Here is a 24,811-nt window from a genome sequence, read left to right as displayed (position 1 = left end):
TGTTGCTCATCCTACTTGTAGGGATGAACGACTGTTTGGGGTTGTATAGTCAAGTAATTAAGTGCATGTGGTGGATGCCTTGGCAGTCAGAGGCGAAGAAAGACGTGATAGCCTGCGAAAAGCTCCGGGGAGGCGGCAAATATCCTGTGATCCGGAGATGTCTGAATGGGGAAACCCACCGGCTATAAGGTCGGTATCATAAACTGAATACATAGGTTTATGAGGCGAACGCGGAGAAGTGAAACATCTCAGTATCCGTAGGAAAAGAAATCAATTGAGATTCCCTCAGTAGCGGCGAGCGAAAGGGGAACAGCCCATTAAGTCATATCAGTTTTAGTGGAATGCTCTGGGAAGTGCAACCATAGTGGGTGATAGTCCTGTACACGAAAGGGCTGATATGATGATGTCGAGTAGGGCGAGGCACGTGAAACCTTGTCTGAATATAGGGGGACCATCCTCTAAGGCTAAATACTCCTGACTGACCGATAGTGAACCAGTACCGTGAGGGAAAGGCGAAAAGAACCCCTGTGAGGGGAGTGAAATAGATCCTGAAACCGCATGCATACAAGCAGTGGGAGCCACTTTGTGTGGTGACTGCGTACCTTTTGTATAATGGGTCAGCGACTTATATTCAGTAGCGAGGTTAACCGAATAGGGGAGCCGTAGAGAAATCGAGTCTTAATAGGGCGTTTAGTTGCTGGGTATAGACCCGAAACCGGGTGATCTATCCATGAGCAGGTTGAAGGTTGGGTAACACTAACTGGAGGACCGAACCCACTGTCGTTGAAAAGCCAGGGGATGACTTGTGGATAGGGGTGAAAGGCTAATCAAACTCGGTGATAGCTGGTTCTCCCCGAAAGCTATTTAGGTAGCGCCTCGGACGAATACCATTGGGGGTAGAGCACTGTTTCGGCTAGGGGGTCATCCCGACTTACCAAACCGATGCAAACTCCGAATACCAATGAGTACTATCCGGGAGACAGACTGCGGGTGCTAACGTCCGTAGTCAAGAGGAAAACAATCCAGACCGCCAGCTAAGGTCCCTAAATCATAGTTAAGTGGGAAACGATGTGGGAAGGCATAGACAGCTAGGAGGTTGGCTTAGAAGCAGCCACCCTTTAAAGAAAGCGTAATAGCTCACTAGTCGAGTCGGCCTGCGCGGAAGATGTAACGGGGCTAAAACTATGTACCGAAGCTGCGGATTTGCAATTTATTGCAAGTGGTAGGGGAGCGTTCTGTAAGCCGATGAAGGTGTGTTGAGAAGCATGCTGGAGGTATCAGAAGTGCGAATGCTGACGTGAGTAACGACAAAACGGGTGAAAAACCCGTTCGCTGAAAGACCAAGGGTTCCAGTCCAACGTTAATCGGGGCTGGGTGAGTCGACCCCTAAGGCGAGGCCGAGAGGCGTAGTCGATGGGAAATTGGTTAATATTCCAATACTTCAGTGTAATGCGATGAGAGGACGGAGAAGGTTAAGTCAGCCTGGCGTTGGTTGTCCAGGTGGAAGACAGTAGGCATGCATCTTAGGCAAATCCGGGGTGCTCTATGCTGAGAGTTGATAGCAAGCCAGTTTACTGGTGAAGTGGCTGATACCATACTTCCAGGAAAAGTCTCTAAGCTTCAGTTACACTGGAATCGTACCCGAAACCGACACAGGTGGTCAGGTCGAGTAGACCAAAGCGCTTGAGAGAACTCTGCTGAAGGAACTAGGCAAAATGGTACCGTAACTTCGGGAGAAGGTACGCTGTTGATGGTGATGGGACTTGCTCCTTGAGCTGTTGACAGCCTCAGAAACCAGGCCGCTGCAACTGTTTATTAAAAACATAGCACTCTGCAAACACGAAAGTGGACGTATAGGGTGTGATGCCTGCCCGGTGCTGGAAGGTTAATTGATGTGGTTAGCGCAAGCGAAGCTATTGATCGAAGCCCCAGTAAACGGCGGCCGTAACTATAACGGTCCTAAGGTAGCGAAATTCCTTGTCGGGTAAGTTCCGACCTGCACGAATGGCATAATGATGGCGGCGCTGTCTCCAGCAGAGGCTCAGTGAAATCGAATTCGCCGTGAAGATGCGGTGTACCCGCGGCTAGACGGAAAGACCCCGTGAACCTTTACTGCAGCTTGACATTGAACTTTGATCTTACTTGTGTAGGATAGGTGGGAGGCTTTGAAGTGGTGACGCTAGTTGCCATGGAGCCGTCCTTGAAATACCACCCTGGTAATATTGAGGTTCTAACTCTGCTCCCTGATCGGGAGCGAGGACCATGTCTGGTGGGTAGTTTGACTGGGGCGGTCTCCTCCTAAAGAGTAACGGAGGAGTACGAAGGTGCGCTCAGCGTGGTCGGAAATCACGCGTAGAGTATAAAGGCAAAAGCGCGCTTAACTGCGAGACCCACAAGTCGAGCAGGTACGAAAGTAGGTCTTAGTGATCCGGTGGTTCTGTATGGAAGGGCCATCGCTCAACGGATAAAAGGTACTCTGGGGATAACAGGCTGATACCGCCCAAGAGTTCATATCGACGGCGGTGTTTGGCACCTCGATGTCGGCTCATCTCATCCTGGGGCTGAAGCAGGTCCCAAGGGTATGGCTGTTCGCCATTTAAAGAGGTACGCGAGCTGGGTTTAGAACGTCGTGAGACAGTTCGGTCCCTATCTACCGTGGGCGCTGGAAATTTGAGAGGATCTGCTCCTAGTACGAGAGGACCAGAGTGGACGAACCTCTGGTGTACCGGTTGTGACGCCAGTCGCATCGCCGGGTAGCTATGTTCGGAAGGGATAACCGCTGAAAGCATCTAAGCGGGAAGCCTACCTCAAGATAAGATTTCCCCGAGACTTTATGTCTCCTAAAGAGCCGTTGAAGACTACGACGTTGATAGGTTGGATGTGGAAGTGCAGTGATGCATGAAGCTGACCAATACTAATTGCTCGTGAGGCTTGACTATACAACACCCAAGCAGTTGTATATAAAGCATCAATTGATTTCATATTGATCTAACGATCAGACGAAGCCTTGATTTGGTTAAGCTAATCGAACAAACTACTGCAACTCAGATACATCTGTTAATGCATTCTATTTGAAGAAAGCTAGGCAAACGAAGCGCAAGCAACGTAAATAAGACCATAGCGAGTAATCATACCAGTTGTGCTGGCGACCATAGCAAGAGTGAACCACCTGATCCCTTCCCGAACTCAGAAGTGAAACCTCTTAGCGCTGATGGTAGTGTGGGGTATCCCATGTGAGAGTAAGTCATCGCCAGCTCATTATTCCTAAAAAGCCCTCTGCTCACGCAGAGGGCTTTTTTTATGCGTGAGATTTAAAAAATTAAATCAAATTATATTAATTTACAAATTGGTTAATTACTGTTTAATAAAAATAAGTGATTAATAATGCTTAAAAAATTATATAAAAATGACGATAGAGTTCATGAAATCACTATAGTTTTGTGTGTTTTTTTATCAAACTATGTTATAAAAGTTAAAACGGCATGAAAATTGCTTATAAAACGAGATTTTTATTAGGGGGTCATATGAAATTATCAGTGGGATTACGAATTGCCAACTCGCTGTCATTAACTCCACAGTTACAACAAGCAATCCGCTTATTACAATTATCCAGTCTAGAACTAGAGCAAGAAATCCAGCTACAACTTGATAGTAATCCTTTGTTAGAAAAAGTTGAAGAGCAAATCAGTGTTGAAAGTCTTTCGACTGTTGATGCGAGTCAAAAGGATTTAACCAATGAACTCAATGCAGACCATCTTCCGGACGATCTACCTGTAGATACCGACTGGGATGATGTCTATACTCATCAACCGACAAGTCTGGGTGCAGCAGAATTCGAAGAGCGTGAAGATAACCGTCAAAGCCAGCAAAGCTTACAAGAATATATGCTCGAGCAGATTAATCTACTGCACTTTTCTCGCATTGATCAGCTGATTGCATACTGCATTATTGATTCTCTAGACGAAAAGGGTTTTCTAGATGCAGAAATTTCTGAAATTACTGCATCAGTACAGCATCTTTTATCTTCCATGGATTATGAGGAAGAAATCGAAGAGGATGAAGTACTCGTTGTTCTCAAGCATATTCAGCGTCTTGATCCGATTGGAGTAGGTTCCAGAAATCTAGCTGAGTGTTTATTGATTCAGCTAGATAGCCTACCAGTTAATACCCCTTGTCGTAATGATGCGGTTAAATTGCTGCAACATTATGAGCTGCTGATTACCAATGAATTACCCAAACTCATTAAGCAAACTGGTTTAAATCAGGAACAATTACGCTGTGCGGTTGATTTGCTGAAAACTCTTAAGCCATATCCTGGGCTGGAGTTTGAAAGTAAAGAATCTGATTATCAGATCCCGGATGTCGTGGTAATGAAAAAGAATGACTGCTGGCAGGTGACGTTAAACCCTGATGTGATGCCTAAGTTGAGACTAAATTCTTTTTATACCAACATGATTCGTCGTGCTGATCAGAGCGAAGATAATCAATATTTGCGTAATCAGATGCTGGAAGCGAAAAACTTTATTAAAAGTATCGATGAACGTCATAAAACTTTATTGAAAGTAGCCACCTGTATTGTTGAACATCAGAAAAGTTTTTTAGAAATTGGCCCTGAAGGTATGAAGCCTCTGGTTTTACGTGATATTGCTGAAGAAGTGGAACTACATGAATCAACTGTATCCCGTGTAACGACTAACAAATATATGCTGACCCCACGTGGTTTATTCGAACTGAAATACTTCTTCTCGAGTCATGTGGGAACGACTTCTGGAGGAGAGGCTTCATCTACTGCGATCCGTGCCAAAATTAAGAAAATGATTGCAGAAGAAAATGCACGTAAGCCTTTATCTGACAATGCAATTGCCAATCTTTTGAAAGAAGAGGGGATTGATGTGGCACGACGCACGGTCGCGAAATATCGTGAATCGTTACATATTCCTTCCTCTTCTGAGCGAAAAGTCTTGATCTAGTTTTTGAAATTTGATTATTCTAGAGATTCATTATGACATCGTAATGAATGTTTTTTCTTTTGAGGAATGGTAAAAATGATCTGAATAAATACTTTAAATCACGATTTTGCTTGAGCAAGTTATTGTATTCTTTTCATTTTTAACTGTGACTCTTCTGATCCTAACGAAGGTGAGGGATAGAACTATGCAAATAACAATTCGTGGACATCATTTATCAATTACGCCAGCGATTGAAGAAACTATAAAAACGAAATTTTCACAGATGACCAAACATCTGGATCAGGTGAACAGCATGCAGGTTAAGCTTTCCAAAGATCATCAGATTGATAAGCGCTCAAAAAGAGGCAGTAGTAACCATATCGCAGAAGCGATTGTCCGTTTACCGGGTATTGAGTTTTTTGCTCATGCCAATGCTGATGACATGTATACCTCGATTAAAATTTTGACGGAAAAATTAAAAAAACAGATTGACCGATATCGCGAAATGCAGCTGAATCATCAGAGTTTAGCCATTTAAGCGACCAAATGGGGGAAAAGAGGTTTTTAAAAGCCTCTTTTTTTATATATATAATGTATGTGACTAATGAATTATTTTTTACATTTATAGTAAAATGACTCGTTTTACACCCTTAGTCCTATAAGAGGTCTTGTGATGAATAATGAACAGCTCGCTGAAATTTTAAAAGCCGCTTTTCCTGAGGCGGATGTTGCTGTGAGTGGTCAGGGCGGAAAATTCGATCTCCGTATTGTGGATGATCAGTTTGAAGGTAAACGTCCGGTTGCACGTCAACAAGCTGTTTATGCTCCTCTCAATTCCCATATTGCCAGTGGTGCAGTGCATGCTGTGACCATTCGTGCATTGACCAAAGAAGAATGGCGTAAAGCAAGCTTATTTGGAGCTTAATCAATTAATGGATAAATTCTTAATTCAGGGCGGTATTAAGCTCGACGGTGAAGTGCGTATTTCTGGTGCAAAAAATGCAGCGCTTCCATTATTAGCAGCAATGATTCTTGCTGATACGCCAATCACACTTAAAAATGTTCCAAATCTAAAAGATGTAAATACCTTGGTAAAGCTGATCGCAGGTCTTGGGATCACGATTAGTTATGAAGGCGATACAGTTATTGCAGATACCTCTACTTTGGATAACCAGTTTGCACCTTATGAACTCGTAAAAACCATGCGTGCTTCTATTTTGGTGCTTGGTCCTCTATTGGCGCGCTACGGTAGTGCAAAAGTATCCCTGCCAGGTGGATGTGCGATTGGTTCTCGTCCAGTCGATCAGCATTTGAAAGCACTAGAAGCTTTAGGTGCCGAGATTGAGGTTGAGGCCGGCTATGTCCATGCTAAAGTCGATGGTCGTCTGAAAGGCGGTGAAGTTGTCTTTGATATGGTGACTGTGGGTGGTACTGAAAATATTCTGATGGCTGCAGTATTGGCGGATGGTGTGACCACGATTCGTAATGCGGCGCGCGAACCTGAAATTACTGATCTTGCTCAAATGCTGATTAAGATGGGTGCGAAAATTGAAGGTCTAGATACCGATACCCTAGTGGTTACCGGTGTAGAAAGCCTGCATGGCTGTGAATATGCAGTAGTGGCCGACCGTATTGAAACTGGTTCTTATCTGGCTGCTGCAGCTATTACAGGTGGTCGTGTTAAAACCACACATACAGATCCAGCTTTAATGGAAGCTGTACTGGATAAGTTTGAAGAAATGGGTGCAGAAGTCACTCGTGGTGATGACTGGATTGAACTGGATATGATGGGCAAACGTCCGAAAGCGGTGAGCTTCCGTACCTTGCCACATCCAGATTTCCCAACAGATATGCAAGCCCAGTTAATGGCAGTCAATGCCATTGGCCGTGGGTTTGCCACAATTTCTGAAACGATTTTTGAAAACCGTTTTATGCATGTTCCTGAATTGGCCCGTATGGGAGCCAATATTCAGGTCGAAGGTAATGATGCTGTCGTAACAGGTGTAGAAAAACTTTCTGCAGCGCCTGTGATGGCAACAGATTTACGTGCTTCATTCTCTTTAGTTCTTGCAGCACTTGCAGCCGAAGGAGAAACATTGATTGACCGTATTTATCATATTGACCGCGGTTATGAAGATGTCGAAGCAAAGTTACAAGGTTTAGGTGCCCAAATTAAGCGAGTAAGTTAATGAGTGATATGAGAAACGATGATCCAAACTTTGACGTAATGGGCAATTTTGATCATGGTTTAACGTTAGCATTAAGCAAGGGCCGTATCTTAAAAGAAACTTTACCTCTGCTTGAAACAGCAGGGATTAACCTGCTGGAAGATCCGGATAAATCACGTAAGCTGATTTTTCCAACCACGCATAAACAGGTGCGTATCCTGATTTTACGTGCTTCTGATGTGCCGACCTATGTTGAAAATGGCGCGGCAGATATCGGTGTTGCAGGTAAAGATGTGTTGATGGAACATGGCGCGCAAAATGTCTATGAACCATTAGATCTTAAAATTGCCAACTGCAAATTGATGACAGCAGGTAAAGTCGGCATGGAGCGTCCGAAAGGCCGTTTAAAAATTGCGACTAAATACGTGAATCTGACCCGTCAATACTACGCGAGCCTCGGTGAGCAGGTTGATGTGATCAAGCTCTACGGTTCGATGGAACTTGCACCACTGGTGGGTTTAGGTGATTACATTGTCGACGTGGTCGATACAGGCAATACACTGCGTGCCAATGGTCTTGAGCCACTTGAAGAAATTTGCAAAGTCTCTTCACGTCTGATTGTGAACAAAGCCAGCTTTAAACGTAAGCAAGCATTGCTGAATCCAATTCTTGCCCAGCTTGAACAAGCGGTTGAAGCACGCGAACAGGCGAAAAAAGCTTAAATTTACGCTGTATTAAAGACCGTCCACTTTGGGCGGTTTTTTATTTGTGCTCAAAAAGATAAGAAGCCTAATGCTTTCATCAATTTTATCTAAAGCTATTTCCAATAAAACTCATAGCACAAGTCTGTTCTAGCTACCGACAAAGTCTTTGAAAACAGGTAAACTAAAGCCTTCGAATTCAAACCTTATGGGTAAATTGATGCGACGTTTATCGACACAAGATCAAAACTTCAAGCAAGCATTTGCTGACTTGTTGGCTTTTGAAACCGTGAATGATCCTGAACTTTTAAAAACTGTAGACCAAATTATTGCTGACGTGCGTCAGCATGGTGATGCTCATGTTCTTAAATTGACTCGGCAGTTCGATCGACATCCAGCGCATCAATTTTCAGATTTGGAACTGACTCAAGAGCAACTTAAAGCAGCTTTCGAAGGCTTAACGACTGAAGTGCGTGAAGCTTTAGAATTGGCTGCAAACCGTATTCGCGAATTCCATCAGGCACAAAAACAGGATGGTTGGACGTATGTCGACGCTCTAGGTAATACCTTGGGTCAGAAAGTGACGCCATTGGATCGCGTAGGGATCTATGTGCCAGGTGGCTTGGCTTCATATCCATCTTCGGTGTTAATGAATGCTGTTCCTGCACATGTGGCAGGTGTAGGTGAAATTGTTATGGTGGTGCCTGCTCCAAATGGTGAACTGAACCCATTAGTCTTGGCTGCTGCCTATCTGGCTGGCGTACACCGTGTATTTACCATTGGTGGCGCACAAGCGGTTGCTGCATTGGCCTATGGTACAGAAACCATTCCACGTGTCGATAAAATCACTGGTCCAGGTAACCGTTTTGTGGCTGCGGCAAAACGTGCAGTATTTGGTCAGGTTGGTATCGACATGATTGCTGGTCCTTCAGAAATTCTGATCTATGCAGAAGGGCCGAACAATGCCAAATGGTTAGCGATGGATTTGTTATCTCAAGCTGAGCATGACACTGTTGCTCAAGCTGTATTTATTACGCCTGATGAACAGCTTCTCAATGAAGTAGAACAAGCAATTGAAGAGCATTTGCTAGCTCTACCAAAAGCAGAAATTGCCCGCACTTCAATTGCCAATCGTGGTGCATTAGTGCTTGTGAAAGATCGTGCTGAAGGTATTGAGCTGATTAACCAAGTAGCACCTGAACATTTAATGCTGTGTTTGGATGAAGCTCAAGAAATGGCTGAAGAGATTCGCCATGCCGGTGCGATCTTCATGGGACGTTATACGCCTGAAGCGATTGGTGACTATTGTGCAGGTCCAAACCATGTATTACCGACATCGGGTACAGCACGTTTCTCATCACCACTGGGTGTGTATGATTTCCAGAAGCGTTCAAGCCTGATTATGTGTTCTGAAGATGGTGTGAAAACCCTTGCGAAAACTGCAGATGTTCTGGCACAGCAGGAAAATCTGGATGCGCATGCCCGTTCAGCACGCTACCGTTATCAGTAATTAAATACTTATATTGAATAAAAGATATTTCTTTCCCTTCGGGAGAGGTTAGGTAAGGGGAATTATTTGACCTCTCCCTAACCCTCTCCTAAAAGGAGAGGGAGTTTGAGAATAGAAAATGTCGAATATCACCATAGAGCAAATGCGTTTTTGGAGCCCTGAAGTCCGTGAGCTAGAGCCTTACGTTCCAGGCGAACAGCCCAAAATTCAAAACCTTTTAAAATTAAATACCAATGAAAATCCGTATCCACCATCACCGAAAGTCGTGGAAGCGGTGCAAAAAGTTTTAGCCAATGGCGCAGATGTTTTACGTCTTTATCCAGATCCAGATGCATCTGAATTGAAACATGCCATAGCTAGACAGCAAAATGTTACTGTTGAAAATGTCTTTGTAGGAAATGGTTCTGATGAAGTCTTGGCACATATTTTTAAAGCCTTCTTTATTCAGGAACAGCCACTGCTTTATCCAGATATTACCTATAGCTTCTATCCGGTTTATAGTCAGTTCTTTGGTGTCAAAACCAAAATCTTGCCACTCAATGAAAATTTTGAAATTGTAGTAGATGATTATAAACAGCCAAATGGCGGTATTATCATCACTAATCCAAATGCGCCAACCAGTATTGCACTTGGTTTGTCTGGCATTGAAGAAATCCTGCAAGCGAATCCAGATTCAGTAGTCGTCATTGATGAAGCCTATGTAGATTTTGGTGCTGAATCAGCAGTGAGTTTGATTGATAAATACGAGAATCTAGTAGTCTGTCAGACGACTTCAAAATCCCGCTCTTTAGCAGGCTTACGTGTCGGTTTTGCGATTGCCCAATCGCATTTAATTGCAGCACTTGAAGCGGTAAAAAACAGCTTTAACTCTTATCCAATGGATCGTTTTGCGATTGCGGCTGCGGTCGCTTCATTCGAAGATCAGGAATACTTTGAAGCACAAAATGCCAAAGTCATTGCCAGTCGTGAAAAACTGGTTAATCAGTTGAATGAGCTCGGTTTCAAAGTCTTGCCATCAAGTGCGAACTTTATTTTTGCTTCACTACCATCAAAAGATGCAGGTGAGTTAGCGGCTGAATTACGGGAACGTGGCATTATCGTACGTTACTTTAATAAACCTCGTATCAATCAATTTTTACGTATTACCATTGGTACAGATGAGCAAAATCAGCGTTTGGTAGACACATTGAAAAATGATATTTTAGCTTAGTTAAATCCACCCTAACCCTCTTTTGATAAAGGAGGGAACCTTTTTCTTTTTAAAGAGAGAGAATCCCCCTCTTTGTTAAAGAGGGGTTAGGGGAGATTCAAGACTCTATGGAGCCGCTTTTTTATTTATTCGGGTTTATACCAGGTATTGAGTAAATCCAGCATAGCCTCGACTTTATCAAAACACTCCTGATACTCTGCATCACGGTCAGAAGAAATCGTAATTCCACCACCGGCCCAAAGTGAAACCTCATCCTGATATTTCTGAATGGAGCGAATCAGAATATTCCAGCTTCCTGTTCCATCAAAATTAAAATAACCTAATGAACCACAATACGCTCCACGTGGAGCACCTTCTAACTCTTCAATAATTTGCATGGCACGAATCTTTGGTGCACCGGTAATTGATCCACCTGGAAGTGCAGACAGTAATACATCAAAAGGATGCACACCTTCTTTTAAGGTCGCTTCGACTTCGCTAACCATATGATGTACCTGATTAAATGACTCAATATTGAATAGTTTAGGTGTCTTGACTGAACCTGTTTCTGCATAAACACTAAGGTCATTACGCAGTAAATCCACGATCATGACATTTTCAGCCCTGTCTTTTTCTGAAGCTTTCAAAATCTGTTTGGATTGTTCATCCAAAATAGGATCGTCATAACGTGGCATCGTGCCTTTAATTGGCTTGGTGATAATTTTCTTTTCGGACTGAAACTCAATAAATAACTCAGGAGAACAGCTTAATAATTCAAACTCACCCACACGTAAATAGCCTGCATAAGGTGCATTGGTTAATGTCCAGAAAGCGCGTGCAGTCGCCAATAATGAACCTTGTGCCTGGGCTGAAAATTCTTGTGTCAGGTTAATCTGATAGCAGTCGCCTGCTTTGATATATTCCTGTACCCGATCAAATGCCTGCTGATACCTTGCTTTATCCCAACGCGCCGTACATGGCGAAACCAAGCTGAATTCTAATCGGTTTTGATCCTGCTCAATTAAAGACTGAATCTGCTGGAAAATATCTTGAGCATCTGGATGCGTACTTTTAAATATCCAACCATCCTGACCTAATTCCAGATAAGAGGAAAATTGACCAATAAACATGGCAGGTTGTTGATGTTGTTTGTATTTTATATGCTGTTGTGCGGCATAGTCATAGGCAATGAAGCCAATATATCCACCACTAAAATGCTCTGATGACGTGGGTCTATCAGAGCAGAAGGTCAGATTAAGATCATCCTCAACTTCCGTATATTGGTTAAAAGCGGTAGCTCGATAATTTTTAACTTGATCAGCTTGAACCAGCGTATATTGTTCAGCGCAGCAGGCGATCACTGGATGGCCATGATTATATAAATAGACCACATGATCCAGTGCAGCAAGCGCCTCCAGAATAGTATCTGGCTGAAGAGTAGAGGGGCGAAGAAGATGTTGATAGGTCGTGCAGTGCATTCAATTCAGAATATCTAAGAGAATAGAGCGATTCTATCTGAATTCCAGAGAAAAATAAGAGAGAACTTCAATTTACCGTTTATCGGCGAATCGCAGAATATGACCAACAACAGTTGATCAAAATATGACTCGACGTTAAGTTAAGTGGGCGAGCAAAATTACTCAAGGAAAGATGCTTTGCGTTGTCAGAAAATAAAAAACACAACGTCAGCACTGAGTGATTCACAACCAAAAAAATAGTACTCTTGGGAGAGTAAACAATGAAAAAATTCACAAAATTGGCTTTAGCTGCTTCAGTTGCTTTTAGTGCAAACGCAATGGCGATGCAATCACTGGACGATGCATCTCTAAGCGCGACTACAGGTCAGGACGGTTTGAAAATCGGTATCGGTATTTCAAAAATTGAAATTGAAAAACTATTTATCCATGATAATGATGGTTACAGTGGTACTGGTGGTACAGGTGAGGCGGGTGCAATTGTTATTGAAGCAAACGGTACAGGCGCTACTACAGCACATGGTATTGTAGTTGGCGCAAACTATGATAACAATGGTGCGTATTTACTAGAGTCACATAACCTTGCAGATTTAACCATTGACTCAGATGCTGGTGCTGGTAACCCGTTCATCAACATTGCAGCTGAAGTTTCAGGCTTAGATATCAATATCGGTAAAATCGGGGTAGTAGCATCAGGTGATGAACCAGCAGATACAGCAACTAGCATTCGTCGTGGTGGTCAAGGTGCAACTAATTATATCTTATCTGGCCTATCAGTTAAAACAGGACCTATGTCTGCAAACATTCAATTAGGTGCAGCTCCACAAGGTGCAATGATCAAATTAGAAGCAAATATGGTTGGTGGCTTAGAAATTTTAGATCTTGGTATTTTGGATAACTCGACAGCGACTGCAACTCGTGAAGCAGGTGAAATCTTCATTGAAAGCATTAAGTTAACAGATGCTGACTCTAGAGATCTTGCATTGAATCAGTCAATCAGTGTCTTTGGTGCAGAAGGTGCGAATGATGGATATATTCGTATTGTGAGCTCAAGTGGTGCACATGATAACTATGTGAAAGGTATTCACTTAGGTAGCCGTACTGCAGCTTCAATTGGTGACATGGAAATTCAAGGTATGCAAACTTACTTTAGTCCAGCACAAGGTACTTTTGTTCCAGGCGCTATTATTACGATCTCTGGTCACTAATTTTTACCTTAAAAAAGCGCGTGTTTACACGCGCTTTTTTTTATGACTACAACATCTATCTAAAAAAATAAAAAAAGACTGTATTTTTTTGAAAAAGAAGGTATCTTTCTAGTTACAGGGAAGTAGAGTGAAGACTCTATAAAAAGAAAAATTAGGCACATCATGCCAATGATAAGAAAAGTAAAAGAATATGTTAGAGATTGCATTGGGCTCGGCATTGATGTATTACGCTGCCAAAGAAGCTCTGGATATTAAAAAACAGCCTCCAGGCGCTGTTCACTATACTGAAGTTCTTGATTCAAGAAATGACTCTTTTGTGCGTATGCACCGCGAACATGTGGAAGTCAAACCTGCACTGTTAGACCAGTTTCAGGGAATTGTGCGTCAGGCTTATGATTATAGTTGTGGTTCAGCTGCACTTACGACTTTATTAAATGGCTATGTGGGGACCCAACTGGGTGAACAGCAAGTCATGAATGGCCTAATGAAATTTGGTGAAACGGATAAAATCATCGAACGTCGTAGCTTTTCCCTTCTTGATATGAAGCGTTTTGTTGCTGCCTTAGGCCTGGAAAGTGGTGGCTATCGCGGGGAATTTGAAGATCTGGTTAAACAGGGACAACCCGCCATTGTTCCTATTTCCTATGCAGGATTTAAACATTTTGTCGTGTACAAAGCTTATAAAAATGGGCGGGTGTATGTTGCCGATCCAGCACTAGGTAATATCAGTTTTGATGAACAGCGATTTAAGGAAATTTGGGAAAACAATACTTTATATTTAATTAATGTCCCTGAACAATATCGAAAAAACTTTTTGGCATTAAAAGATTCGGATATGCGTCATGTCGAAGATGCAACCATTAACCGTTATGCTCTAGTTGATATGCAGTATCCACAGTTTTATATGGATAAAATTGCCGATAAAGCATCGACTATTCGTATGGATCGTAACCGTAATGTAGATTCAGAAAAATTTGGGGAATATCAATATAATTTTCTCAGACTTTATTACAAGAATAAATAAAACGAAAAGATGGCTATAGAAAAATTAAAAATGGTGAAATGGATATGAACAGTAAATGGATGAACAAGACATTCTTGGCGCTCAGCATTCAGATGGTCATGGGAGTGGCATGGGCTGCGGATGAGCCTGAACTGGGTGAGTATGAAACGGTTGAGGAAGAAGTAGTCGAGACTGCTGCATCCGTTGATATTCAGCCTGAACCAGCAGCAACTCAAGCTGTAGAAGAACCTGAACTTGGAGGGTATGAAACAGTTCAGGAGGAAGCTGTAGCAGAGCCTGAACTGGGAGGATATGAAACTGTTCAGGAAGGAGCTGTTGTTGAAACAGCTGCACCTGCTGAAGCTCCAGCCACTCAAGCAGTAGATGCATCTCAAGCCTTACAGAAAAAAGAAGGAGATGCTACTCAGGAAGCAAGTCTAGAAGAAGTATTTACTTCAAATGAGCGTCAATACTCACTTATTAAACAAGGCGAAATTTCATCCTATTACGATATTGATTATACCTATTATCGAGATACACAACTCGATATGGAAATGGCACAGGGCCAGTTGTATCAGCTCCGTGTTCAGGAAAATGCAACACATAGCCTGACCAATACTTTCACTTTTCAGTACGGGGTGAAAGATAACCTGACCTTAACAGCTTCCTTACCTTTGGTGGCTAAAACAGATTTATTAAAAGATACCTCTACAGCAGGATTAGGGGATATTAGTCTAGGTGCGCGTTGGGAGCCATTCCCTTTAAAAGCAGGTCGTTTACCACTTATTTTATTTGCCAATTTGTCGACTAAAACAGGTGATAGCCCATATGAAATTAATGCAGCAAAAGATCTGGCTGCAGGTAAGGGGTATTACTCAGCGGGTGTGGGGGCGAGTACACGTAAATATATTGATCCAGTGGTACTATTTGCCTCTGTTTCTGCAAATTATGGGTTTAAGGAATCTGGCTTAGATCAGCGTCGCGGTACACGAATTATTGAAGAGTTTGAACCAGGGATTAGTGGTGGTTTTGCTTTCGGTTTCGCTTATTCATTTAACTATGACGTTTCCATGACCATGTCTTATCAGCAAAGCTTTAACACTGGTGCAGAATTTAAGTATCACACGGGTGAAAGCTATTCAGCCGCTGATCAGACTAGTTCTACTTTTGCGATTTCTTTAGGGGTGCGTGTATCCCCAGAAACCATTGTAAATGGTACGGTCGGATTGGGGCTGACCGAAGATGCACCAGATGTTTCACTGGGACTTTCATTCCCACTTGATATTTTAGGTTTCGGTAAGAAATTCAGTTAATAGGGGTGTCGTATGAAAAACATTCGACTTAGCCCGTTATTAACAGGAATTATTCTTGCGGGCTGTTCAAGTTATACCTTTGCACAATTAGGTACCAACCTTTCTGTTGACCTGCGTGCATTGTCTATGGGGAACGCAGTTACTGCAGATCCGCCAGGAGTGAATGCAATTCACTTTAACCCGGCTGCATTGGCTAAAATTGAAGGCTTACAAACCGAACAGCAAATTATTGTTGCGAACTTTGATATTCAGCGTGAATTTACTGTTCCTGCTGGATATAACGTTTTTGGTTATTCAGATGATCCAATGGTCTGTAATGATGGGCCTGAAGTATCTTCTGATTTATGTACAGATTTTAAAGGTCCAGTGAAGGGTGATGTAGAGTATGTCAGCCTCTACGTACCTATTCTGAAAAAAATGGTGGATTTGGGTGAAGGCCTTCCGATGGCAGCACCTACTATGGGGGTCTCTTATAAACCACCAGGCTCTAAAGCAACTTATGCAACTGCAGTCTATGCACCACTAGTGGCAGGTTTTGGCCATGAGGATGGTAATCCTGCCAATTTTATGGGACAACAGGTTGCTTTAGAGCGGATTACATATTTATCTCCATCAATTGGTTATGAAGTCAACGACCAGCTTTCGATTGGTGCTTCAATCGGGATGTCTTATCAAGCCATTGCTATGAAAACAGATTTACGTTTTCCCAATGAGCTGATTGGCATGTTGCGTATGATTGATGAAGTCGTATGTACACCATTTAAAGAAAATTCTGACATCATTACTGATATTTTGTTGCTCGGGATCTGTAATGCTGATGAAGGAATGAACCCATTTGGCAAATTTGGCCAAATGCAACTTTCATTAGAACAAAATTTAAGTCCAAGCTATAACCTGGGTGTTCTATGGGAGCCCACTGAAGATTTCAGTTTTGGTATGGTTTATCAGAGTGCTGCCAAAATGCGCTTAAAAGGTAAATATCATATCGATAATGCCAAAGCACCACAGGAAATGATTAAAGGTCTGATGACCTCCCCAACTGGCCAGATTTTAGCTGCAATTCTTGGTTTTCCAAATTATATCCCTTCAAGTGAATCGGGTCTGGTTTCCATGGATTTCGAATACCCAGCTCACTTTCAGGCGGGGATCAAATATAAGGTGATGCCGGATTTGCAGGTCAATTTTGATATTGGCTGGACAGATTATGCTGCTTGGGACCAATTCAAGTTTGAGTTCGACCGCACCCTTTCTGCCTTGAAGATTGCCAAACTGTTATCTGCCAATGTAACGGATTCTTCACTTGCATTACCGCTTGGGTTTGAGTCGCCATGGAACTTCGGGATCGGAGTAGAGTATTCAGCAACGGACCGACTGAAACTTCGTGCTGGTTATGAACCACGTACCAGTGCCATTCCAAAAGATAAACGCAATACCATGGTACCGATTAATGGTGCACAGCTATTTGGTTTAGGAGTAGGCTACCGTTTTGACGCAGATACGGATCTGGATCTATCTATTGGTTTCTTACGCAGTAAAGATAATATCCCAGCAAATACCAGTAGTTTGGCGAACCAGACCGGGGTAAATAACCTTTTACTAAATCCATATGCAGGCTTGAATGTCAAAACAGATACCAAGATCACAATTTTAGGTTTGAACTATCGCACGCGTTGGTAAGGAAGAAATGATCAGAACAGGGAACTTAGGGATAAAGATGGTACTGGCATTAAGTCTGGTACCATGGTCTTTTTATACAGATGCCAGAGAGTTTATTACGATCATTGGTCCAGATGGGCGACCATTAGTTGTGCCACGTCAAAATAATGGGCAGAAAGAAACAACAAAAAACCAAGCGGCCACTACTCCGAAAAAATTGACTACACCCGTTACATCTACTGCACAGGATCTGAAAAAATCCGAGCCAAAGATAGTCGAAAAAAGTGTGGCAACAGTTCAGCAAAAAAATAATATGGTTGTACAACCAGTACAACCAGTACAACCAGTACAACCAGTACAACCAGTACAACCAGTACAACCAGTACAACCAGTACAACCAGTACAACCAGTACAACCAGTACAACCAGTACAACCAGTACAACCAGTACAACCAGTACAACCAGTACAACCAACTAAACACGTTGAGTCTAGATTACCGCAACACTTACCACCAGTGACACAGCTTCAAACCCCTGAACCTGTCATTCAGGCAGTACCTGATCCTGTTCAAAAACAGGGTTTCAGTCAGGTTGAAGGGGTGGAATATGTGGATAGTGAATATCTGGAAAATAAAGAATTTAATCTGGAAGGTAAAAAACGTTTCTATAGTATGCCTGAAGGGATAGTTGATAAAAATATTGGGTCAACACGTGTACAGACGATTGAGCGTGAAAAAGGAGTAGGGCAGTCGATTATAAAGTCCTTGTTTCAACAACCTGTCGTAGATTCTGGTCCTATTGTACTGGCTCAAACCTACTATCGTATTTCTCAGCCTGAATCTGTAGAAAGCTTAGGTAAGCAGTGTTTTAAAGATAAAAAAGTTAAGAATGCGAAAGAGATTAGTGCAGGTAAATCCATTAATCTGTGGCCACGGGCACCGCTGAAATCAGATGAGTTTGATTATGAAATTGTGAAGCTAAAATCTGATATTAAAAATATTCAGATTCAGTCTTATGCTTCCCGTCAGAATAATCCTGCCTATTACTGGCCATTTGTTGTATTTCTGGATGAACGAGGCTGTGTTTTAGAAGGGGCGGGCGGTTTTAAAAATCAGGAAGCACAAGCCAATATTATTCAACATGAGAAGATACAGGGAATTATTCAGATTCCTGCGCAAAGCCAATATGTATTAATGACCCCACTCGCTTCAGCCATAGATGTTGAAGACAAGATGCTGACAAATTATGGACAACTAAAACTAGTCGCCATTCGATAAGGACGATTCGAGTAGAATAAGATGAAAAATAAAATATTATATCCATTTGCTTTCACTGCTTTATTTGCCGCCCTCAGCGGATGCGGAGGTGAAAGTGCGAATGTCATACCAGAACAAAATGATGAAGCCACCACGAACGGTTCATGCTCTGCTACTGCAACGAATTGTCTGGAATGGGGGCTTGAATATCCAATTGATGGTCTTAACTTTAATTGTAGTGGTGATAAAGAAAATACCTTTATTACTTTATTTGACCAAAATGATGGGGTGGCGTCAGGTACTTGTCAAAAAGCAGATAGTATTGAATTTTATCTAAAAAGTTTTAGTGATACCAAAATCAAATTGGGTACTGTAAAGCTTTCAGAATATATGAACCTCAGTACATCGAGCCAATTACCCCGACTCAGTGTACTTGATATTGCCAAGGGGATTACTGGTCGTAACATTGCCAGAATCGAACAGACAGATCCAACCGTACAGGTGGCGATGAAACTGGTCAAAATCTGGCAGACCTTGGCACTGGAAAAAGGTCGTATCTATAATCCGACAGATGTACAGCCCTTGTATATCACAGAGGATATGCGAAAGAATCTGGGCAAAATTAATAAAGATATCAGCCTGACAGATGCAAATTTAGCAGAAACCCTTAAACCTTTTATTGATATTAGCCAGATTAGTGATGATCAGGCCTTTGAAGTCGTAAAAAAACTGGCCAATATTGCCAGTGCAGCAGTATATCAACCAGAATTTTCTCTGTTCTCAACCTCAGGCATTATTAGCAGTAACTTGACTGGTTCCGATGGTCTGGCGGGTTGTAATAAATCTGTATGTGACATTAAAGATAAAACGACTAAATATTTATTTGGACATTTTATCCTGATTACAGACCGCCAAGGTTATACCTTCGGTAGTGGACTACAGTGGCGTGATACTCAGCTAAAACTGGGCTCCAATAATCTGGGATCTTTGGGTGGCATTAATGCGGAATTGATCCGTAAGGTCAAACCACAGCAAATTACTGCAGTACCGCAAACCAGCTGGATTAGCCCTGCCACGAGAATGCTTTCATCAAATGCACCATATAAAATGAATGTGGCTAACAACAGCAATCCATTAGAAATTTACCAAGGCCGTTTGCTGAGCGATTATGTGATTGCTGGTAAAGAAGCATTTTATAAGATGGCCACAGGTAAAACTGAACTCAGCGATGCTGATCGTGCCAGTCTTGGCTTATGGCGTTTTAATGCCGATGATGACAACTATAGTGGCTCAATTGATCTTTATAAAATTTTCCCGATTAGCTATCTGGATCGTCAAGTCTTTAGAACAGCTGAAAATGTAGAGCCAGGTGAAGAATATATTTTCCCAATGTATGGCAACATGGAGTTTAAATTTAGCGAAAACTCAATTAGCCCTGTTACAGTGGGTGTTGTGATTGATAGTAATGGTGATGTGCGTACCAATATGCAGTCCGCGAGCAATCTTACAACTGATAGTATTAATGGTTGCCAGGGAGATATCTTACCGGCTGGACTTAAAGACAATAACGGCGTTCAACAATATCGTCTCGGTACATTAGGCCGTGCATTTATAGATGAAAAAACAGTATCTATGCGACTGGTCTTCGCTGATCCTGTATTTGGTTCATTAAATGGTGCCTTGGTAGGTATGAACTCCACTATTCAGGCTTCAACCAATACAGATGATAAGATTGTGATTGGTGGAGCATTACTCAATTTATCTAATGTGCTGAATGGAACCAGTCGTGTGGGCTTTACCAACTCAGCTGGAGAAAGCGTAGGTTGGGCGAATACTTATGCCAGCTTCCAGAAAATCTATAACAACAATAATACTGATGAAACGACGGAGGAGACCAATCTGGCCAAGCTAAGTGGCGGAAGTGTTTCGTTTAAATTAGCGGATTGTTATAGCATCAAAACCAAATAATAAAAAAAAGCCCATCAAATGATGGGCTTTTTTATAAAAAGACATTTTAACCTGTGTGATCCAAACGGGTTCCCAAGGTCTCTAGGTGCATCGGGAAGTTATTGGTTTTACGGTCTTCAAAATAATGACGAAGCGTATGCTCTACACTCGGGAAAGCCAGTTCACTCCAGGGAATTTCATCTTCGTTAAATAAACGTGCTTCAATGGTTTCTTCACCTGCACCAAATTTTCCATCAATCAGTTGAGATTTGAACAGGACATAAATCTGGCCAATCCGCGGAATATTGTACAGGCAGTACAGCTGTTCAATATCCACTTCAGCTTCGGCTTCTTCACGGGTTTCACGTGCCGCGCCCTGTTCCATGGTTTCAAACAGTTCCATATAACCGGCAGGTAAAGTCCACAGTCCATAACGTGGTTCAATTGCACGGCGGCAGAGCAGGACTTTATCTTCCCAGAGCACCAATGCACCGCAAATCACTTTTGGATTAATGTAATGAATATATCCGCATGTAGTACAAACCTTGCGAACCTTCTGATCGCCTAAAGGAATTTTCTCTGTTGTTTTATGTCCACAGTTCACACAGAAGTTCATATTCATCATCAATGATAACAGTAAGGTCAGGATAACTGAAAAATCAAAATTTGGCATCATTTCTATCCCGCCAAATCAAAAATCAGCTATGATGAAATTATAGTCGCATAGGGAGCTGAATGAATGGATGAGCTGGGATTAATACAACGCTTGCAGAAACATTTACGATTTTCTAAACGGATTCAAACTGCACAGGCTGCTGTATTAATTGCGATCACAGATGAAGCTGATCCCAAAGTTTTACTGACACGCCGTTCAGCTTACATGAATAATCATGCAGGAGAAGTCTCTTTTCCAGGTGGTAAACGCGACCCACAAGATACCAGTAATATTGTAGTGGCTTTGAGAGAGGCGTATGAGGAAACGGCGCTTAATCCATTTGATGTGCATCTGATCGGGGATCTGCCGATGCAAAAGGCACGTAATGGAATGCTGGTCAAACCTGTGGTAGGTATAATTCCGCCTACCATTCAACTCATTCCTCAGCCGACGGAAATTGACCGGATTTTCTTTGCTTCCTTACAGCATTTGTTGGAAGCCCAGCCGATGCCTTATGAAGTACGGTTTGCCCAACAGTCTTTATATTTTCCAAGTATGCGGGTGGAAAATGAGATTGTCTGGGGACTGACCGCACGTATGCTGATCTCACTATTTCAGTACGGGCTTGACTATAAAAAAGACTGGCCATTTTTACTTAATTCACCTGCGTTTAAACGCTCAAAATTTTTTAACCGTTGAACAGGATTTCAGCCATGTTATATCAGTTTCAGGGACATACACCAAAAGCAACGCATCAGCCATGGGACGGTTGGGTGGCACCTACAGCGACGGTCATTGGACAGGTGGAATTAGGCAAGCAGGTGAGTGTCTGGTTTGGCGCCGTCGTTCGTGCAGATAACAGCAAAATCCGTTTAGGTGACTTCACCAATGTTCAGGAGAATTCCGTGCTACATACCGATGCTGGGATTGAAATGAATATCGGGAATTATGTGACTATTGGCCATCAGGCCATGCTGCATGGTTGCACGATTGGCGATAATAGCCTGATTGGGATTCAAGCGGTGATTTTGAATCATGCCGTGATTGGTAAGAATTGTATTATTGGTGCCAATGCCCTGATTCCAGAAGGGAAGGTGATTCCTGATAATTCGGTGGTGATGGGCTCACCAGGCAAAGTCGTGAAAACTTTAGATGAAGCCAGTATTCAGAAACTGAAAATGAGTGCCATGCACTATGCTGAGCATTTCCAGAAATTTCAGGACCTGGAAGAAGTACAGCTTTAGGCTGTTATCTGAATAATGTCCTCAGTTAAGCCTAGAATTTTCTAGGCATTTTTGTATCTGGCTTGGGAAAATCTCGCCTAGAAGATATGAGTGGAGTATTATATTCGACGTTTTTTATATTCTCTGAATTAAGGTTGTGCATGAAAGTGCTGGCATTGGAGACTGCCAATGAGCAGTGTTCCGTTTCTGTGATCGATGATACTCAAGAACTATTTTTTCAGCTTGATGCGCGCGCCAAGGCACAAACGCAAACCATTCTCCCAATGATTGAACAAGGCCTCAATGATCTGGGCTTGGCTGTATCTGATCTGACAGCGATTGCCTTTAGTCGTGGCCCGGGATCGTTTAGTGGTGTTCGTATCAATGCGGCTGTGACCCAAGCTTTGGCTTGGTCAAATGATCTGCCTGTAATTCCGGTATCCACTTTACAAGCTTTGGCGCAAGCAGCATATCGTTTACATGGTTTAACTGCAGTAACTGCAGTACTGGATGCACGGATGAATGAAGTCTACGTTGCCAGTTATCAGTTAGATGCTCAAGGGATTATGCAGGCTGTTGATGAAGAACAGCTTTTGAGTTATGAACAAGGTGCCGAGGCAGTCAAATTTACTGTGGTGGGTTCAGGTGCCAATCTAGTTCAAGAAACAGCATCCGAATATAAAAATGTCAGTGCAACAGCGCAGGATATTGCCGTGATAGCGCGTGCAGCAGCAAAAACAGAAAATTGGGTCAGTGCAGAATTGGCACTTCCGGTATATTTACGTGATAACGCATGGAAAAAAATTCCAGAACAAGGCAAAGCATAATTAATCAGGATTAAGCATGGATCTTTTACTGCTGCTGAAAGCAGCAATTATGGGTATTGTTGAAGGTATTACCGAGTTTTTGCCTATTTCCAGTACTGGGCATCTGATTTTGGCTTCAGAATTAATGAATTTCTGGACCAAAGAAAAAAGTGATGTTTTTGTCGTCGCAATTCAGATGGGGGCAATTGCCGCGGTTATTTATGAATATTGGGCACGGCTTTGGGGTGCAGCAACCGGGATCGTAAGTGGTGAACCGCAAGGACGCCGTTTAGGGATTGGCCTGATTCTGGCCTCTATTCCCATTGTGCTGATTGGCCTGACCCTAGGACAAACCGTAAAAGAGCTGCTATTCAATAATATTGCGATTGCCATTGGCTTGATCGTTGGTGGCCTGATCATTATCTGGATTGAGAAGAATCCACCTAAGGTACGTGCCCAAGAAGTTGAAGATCTAACCGTGAAAGATGCGATCTGGATCGGTCTGATTCAGGTCTTATCCCTAATACCGGGAACTTCACGTTCAGGCGCGACCATTATCGGGGCAATGTTCCTTGGAGTATCACGTAAGGCCGCAACTGAATTTTCATTCTTCTTGGGGATTCCGGTCATTATCGGGGCAGGCCTGCTCGATCTTTATCAAAGCTATGATGTTTACAGTACCACAGAAGACTGGACAGTTCTGGCAGTCGGTATCATCGTATCTTTCATCTCGGCGCTTTTATTAATCCGTGCCTTGGTAGCCTATGTGGCAAAACGTGATTTCATGATTTTTGCCTGGTATCGTATTGCCTCAGGTTTACTGATTTTATTATTTGCCTTTACAGGTTGGAGACTATGGTAAGCACGATTCGCTTATATACCGAATCTGAGTATCAAGAGAAAGCACAGCACTTCGAGGCTGTGCTTTCTTCTCGTGGTGTAGAGGTTAGTATTGAGGTTATTGAAAAGCTGAATGCACGTTTCTTGCGTTTACATCCCGAACTGGCACTGTGTGTTGATGCTGACGGCCTATGGCTCTGTGCCAATGGCATGAAAATGCAACCAGATTGGCAAGCAGAAGTAGGGCGCTTAAAACGTGCCTCTTTAAAATCGGAAATGATTGCTCGTGCTTGTAACCTCGGAGAAAAGCCGACTCTTATCGATGCGACAGCTGGTCTAGGTCATGACAGTCTGTTGATGGCACATTTGGGTGCTCAGGTGACCTTGGTCGAACGACATCCTATTTTATTTACCCTACTTGAAGACAGTCATAGTCGAGCCCAAAATAATGCTTTTCTAAGTCCGGTGGTTAACCGGATTCATCTGGTTTTTTCCGATTCTGCGGATTATCTAAAATTACAAGCTGAGCAGAATGCAGTCGTCGATGTAGTTTATCTGGACCCGATGTTTCCACAACGCGACCAGAATCAGCAGGCACCGAAAAAGCAGGCACAGGTGAAAAAACAAATGCAATTATTACATCTGCTTTTACCGGAAGATGGTGAAATGGATCTGGGAGATAATCTCTTAGAATTGGCACAAAAAATTGGCAAGCGGGTGGTGGTGAAACGTCCTCGTCTGGCCGTATTTTTAGCTGGAAAAGAGCCAAATCATCAATGGTCTGGTGATGCTTGCCGTTTTGATGCCTATTTTCAGCATGAACTGGTTACTTAATATGAGAATTGCTTCAAAATAGATCAAGGATTTGTTATATATTTAAAAATTGGCATTGATAAAACTTATATCAAGCATA

General features: G+C 42.6%; 20 protein-coding genes and 2 rRNA genes. 20 read left to right on the top strand and 2 right to left on the bottom strand.

Annotation, left to right across the window (positions count from 1 at the left end; translation table 11 throughout):
• Positions 1 to 47 precede the first annotated feature (47 nt).
• From AC4MCD_RS11680 to hisC, 9 genes are all read left to right on the top strand, one after another.
• Positions 48 to 2,939, top strand: a 23S ribosomal RNA gene (locus AC4MCD_RS11680).
• Positions 2,940 to 3,141: 202 nt separating this feature from the next.
• Positions 3,142 to 3,256, top strand: a 5S ribosomal RNA gene (gene rrf, locus AC4MCD_RS11675).
• Positions 3,257 to 3,524: 268 nt separating this feature from the next.
• Complete coding sequence (locus AC4MCD_RS11670) at positions 3,525 to 4,970, top strand: RNA polymerase factor sigma-54 (protein ID WP_125279334.1); 1,446 nt, start codon at positions 3,525 to 3,527, stop codon at positions 4,968 to 4,970.
• Between the two features lie 184 nt (positions 4,971 to 5,154).
• On the top strand, positions 5,155 to 5,487 hold the full coding sequence (gene hpf / locus AC4MCD_RS11665; protein WP_004783414.1) for a ribosome hibernation-promoting factor, HPF/YfiA family: 333 nt from the start codon (positions 5,155 to 5,157) through the stop codon (positions 5,485 to 5,487).
• A gap of 135 nt (positions 5,488 to 5,622) precedes the next feature.
• Positions 5,623 to 5,874, top strand: a complete 252-nt coding sequence (gene ibaG / locus AC4MCD_RS11660; protein ID WP_004783413.1) for a BolA family iron metabolism protein IbaG — start codon at positions 5,623 to 5,625, stop codon at positions 5,872 to 5,874.
• A 7-nt stretch (positions 5,875 to 5,881) separates the two neighbouring features.
• The gene (gene murA / locus AC4MCD_RS11655) at positions 5,882 to 7,138 is read left to right on the top strand and encodes a UDP-N-acetylglucosamine 1-carboxyvinyltransferase (RefSeq protein ID WP_159124271.1); all 1,257 of its coding nucleotides are present in this window, start codon (positions 5,882 to 5,884) and stop codon (positions 7,136 to 7,138) included.
• A complete protein-coding gene (hisG, locus tag AC4MCD_RS11650; protein WP_005234128.1) occupies positions 7,138 to 7,839 on the top strand; it encodes an ATP phosphoribosyltransferase in 702 nt (233 codons plus the stop codon). Before murA ends, hisG begins: the two co-directional genes overlap by 1 nt.
• A 187-nt stretch (positions 7,840 to 8,026) precedes the next feature.
• A complete protein-coding gene (gene hisD, locus AC4MCD_RS11645) occupies positions 8,027 to 9,328 on the top strand; it encodes a histidinol dehydrogenase (RefSeq protein WP_491876156.1) in 1,302 nt (433 codons plus the stop codon).
• 118 nt (positions 9,329 to 9,446) lie between these two features.
• Positions 9,447 to 10,538, top strand: coding sequence for a histidinol-phosphate transaminase (gene hisC, locus AC4MCD_RS11640; RefSeq protein WP_419365674.1), 1,092 nt, complete (start codon positions 9,447 to 9,449; stop codon positions 10,536 to 10,538).
• Between the two features lie 125 nt (positions 10,539 to 10,663).
• On the opposite strand, the gene AC4MCD_RS11635 is transcribed toward hisC, so the two are convergent.
• Positions 10,664 to 11,995, bottom strand: coding sequence for an anthranilate synthase component I family protein (locus AC4MCD_RS11635; RefSeq protein WP_491876155.1), 1,332 nt, complete (start codon positions 11,993 to 11,995; stop codon positions 10,664 to 10,666).
• A gap of 260 nt (positions 11,996 to 12,255) precedes the next feature.
• On the opposite strand from AC4MCD_RS11635, the gene filA reads away from it, so the two are divergent.
• The 6 genes from filA (at position 12,256) to filF (ending at position 20,395) form a co-directional block, all read left to right on the top strand.
• On the top strand, positions 12,256 to 13,200 hold the full coding sequence (gene filA, locus AC4MCD_RS11630; RefSeq protein WP_491876154.1) for a putative pilus system protein FilA: 945 nt from the start codon (positions 12,256 to 12,258) through the stop codon (positions 13,198 to 13,200).
• 190 nt (positions 13,201 to 13,390) lie between these two features.
• Positions 13,391 to 14,224, top strand: coding sequence for a putative pilus system C39 family peptidase FilB (gene filB, locus AC4MCD_RS11625; protein WP_180054084.1), 834 nt, complete (start codon positions 13,391 to 13,393; stop codon positions 14,222 to 14,224).
• Positions 14,225 to 14,262: 38 nt separating this feature from the next.
• Complete coding sequence (gene filC / locus AC4MCD_RS11620) at positions 14,263 to 15,516, top strand: putative pilus system protein FilC (protein ID WP_491876153.1); 1,254 nt, start codon at positions 14,263 to 14,265, stop codon at positions 15,514 to 15,516.
• 12 nt (positions 15,517 to 15,528) lie between these two features.
• Complete coding sequence (filD, locus tag AC4MCD_RS11615; RefSeq protein WP_180070423.1) at positions 15,529 to 17,193, top strand: putative pilus system OmpP1/FadL family transporter FilD; 1,665 nt, start codon at positions 15,529 to 15,531, stop codon at positions 17,191 to 17,193.
• Between the two features lie 7 nt (positions 17,194 to 17,200).
• Complete coding sequence (filE, locus tag AC4MCD_RS11610; protein ID WP_491876152.1) at positions 17,201 to 18,448, top strand: putative pilus assembly protein FilE; 1,248 nt, start codon at positions 17,201 to 17,203, stop codon at positions 18,446 to 18,448.
• 21 nt (positions 18,449 to 18,469) lie between these two features.
• On the top strand, positions 18,470 to 20,395 hold the full coding sequence (filF, locus tag AC4MCD_RS11605; RefSeq protein WP_180105210.1) for a putative pilus system protein FilF: 1,926 nt from the start codon (positions 18,470 to 18,472) through the stop codon (positions 20,393 to 20,395).
• A 46-nt stretch (positions 20,396 to 20,441) separates the two neighbouring features.
• Here filF and AC4MCD_RS11600 read toward each other — a convergent pair whose 3' ends face one another.
• Positions 20,442 to 20,990: an NUDIX hydrolase gene (locus AC4MCD_RS11600; protein WP_180105221.1), complete on the bottom strand. Its 549-nt coding sequence runs from the start codon at positions 20,988 to 20,990 to the stop codon at positions 20,442 to 20,444.
• A 123-nt stretch (positions 20,991 to 21,113) separates the two neighbouring features.
• On the opposite strand from AC4MCD_RS11600, the gene AC4MCD_RS11595 reads away from it, so the two are divergent.
• The 5 genes from AC4MCD_RS11595 (at position 21,114) to AC4MCD_RS11575 (ending at position 24,732) form a co-directional block, all read left to right on the top strand.
• The gene (locus tag AC4MCD_RS11595) at positions 21,114 to 21,728 is read left to right on the top strand and encodes a CoA pyrophosphatase (RefSeq protein WP_034705731.1); all 615 of its coding nucleotides are present in this window, start codon (positions 21,114 to 21,116) and stop codon (positions 21,726 to 21,728) included.
• A 14-nt stretch (positions 21,729 to 21,742) separates the two neighbouring features.
• Positions 21,743 to 22,273 carry a gamma carbonic anhydrase family protein gene (locus AC4MCD_RS11590; RefSeq protein ID WP_180105211.1) on the top strand — a complete coding sequence of 177 codons (531 nt, stop codon included), beginning with the start codon at positions 21,743 to 21,745 and terminating at the stop codon, positions 22,271 to 22,273.
• A 140-nt stretch (positions 22,274 to 22,413) separates the two neighbouring features.
• Positions 22,414 to 23,079 carry a tRNA (adenosine(37)-N6)-threonylcarbamoyltransferase complex dimerization subunit type 1 TsaB gene (gene tsaB, locus AC4MCD_RS11585; protein WP_166136758.1) on the top strand — a complete coding sequence of 222 codons (666 nt, stop codon included), beginning with the start codon at positions 22,414 to 22,416 and terminating at the stop codon, positions 23,077 to 23,079.
• A gap of 16 nt (positions 23,080 to 23,095) precedes the next feature.
• Positions 23,096 to 23,920 carry an undecaprenyl-diphosphate phosphatase gene (locus AC4MCD_RS11580; protein WP_180003084.1) on the top strand — a complete coding sequence of 275 codons (825 nt, stop codon included), beginning with the start codon at positions 23,096 to 23,098 and terminating at the stop codon, positions 23,918 to 23,920.
• Positions 23,914 to 24,732, top strand: coding sequence for a class I SAM-dependent methyltransferase (locus AC4MCD_RS11575; RefSeq protein ID WP_491876151.1), 819 nt, complete (start codon positions 23,914 to 23,916; stop codon positions 24,730 to 24,732). Before AC4MCD_RS11580 ends, AC4MCD_RS11575 begins: the two co-directional genes overlap by 7 nt.
• Positions 24,733 to 24,811: the final 79 nt, after the last annotated feature.

It is taken from the genome of Acinetobacter sp. CAU_H_78 (assembly GCF_058599365.1).
Note: the sequence above shows the minus strand (reverse complement) of the source record. Positions and strands in the feature narration are given on the sequence as shown.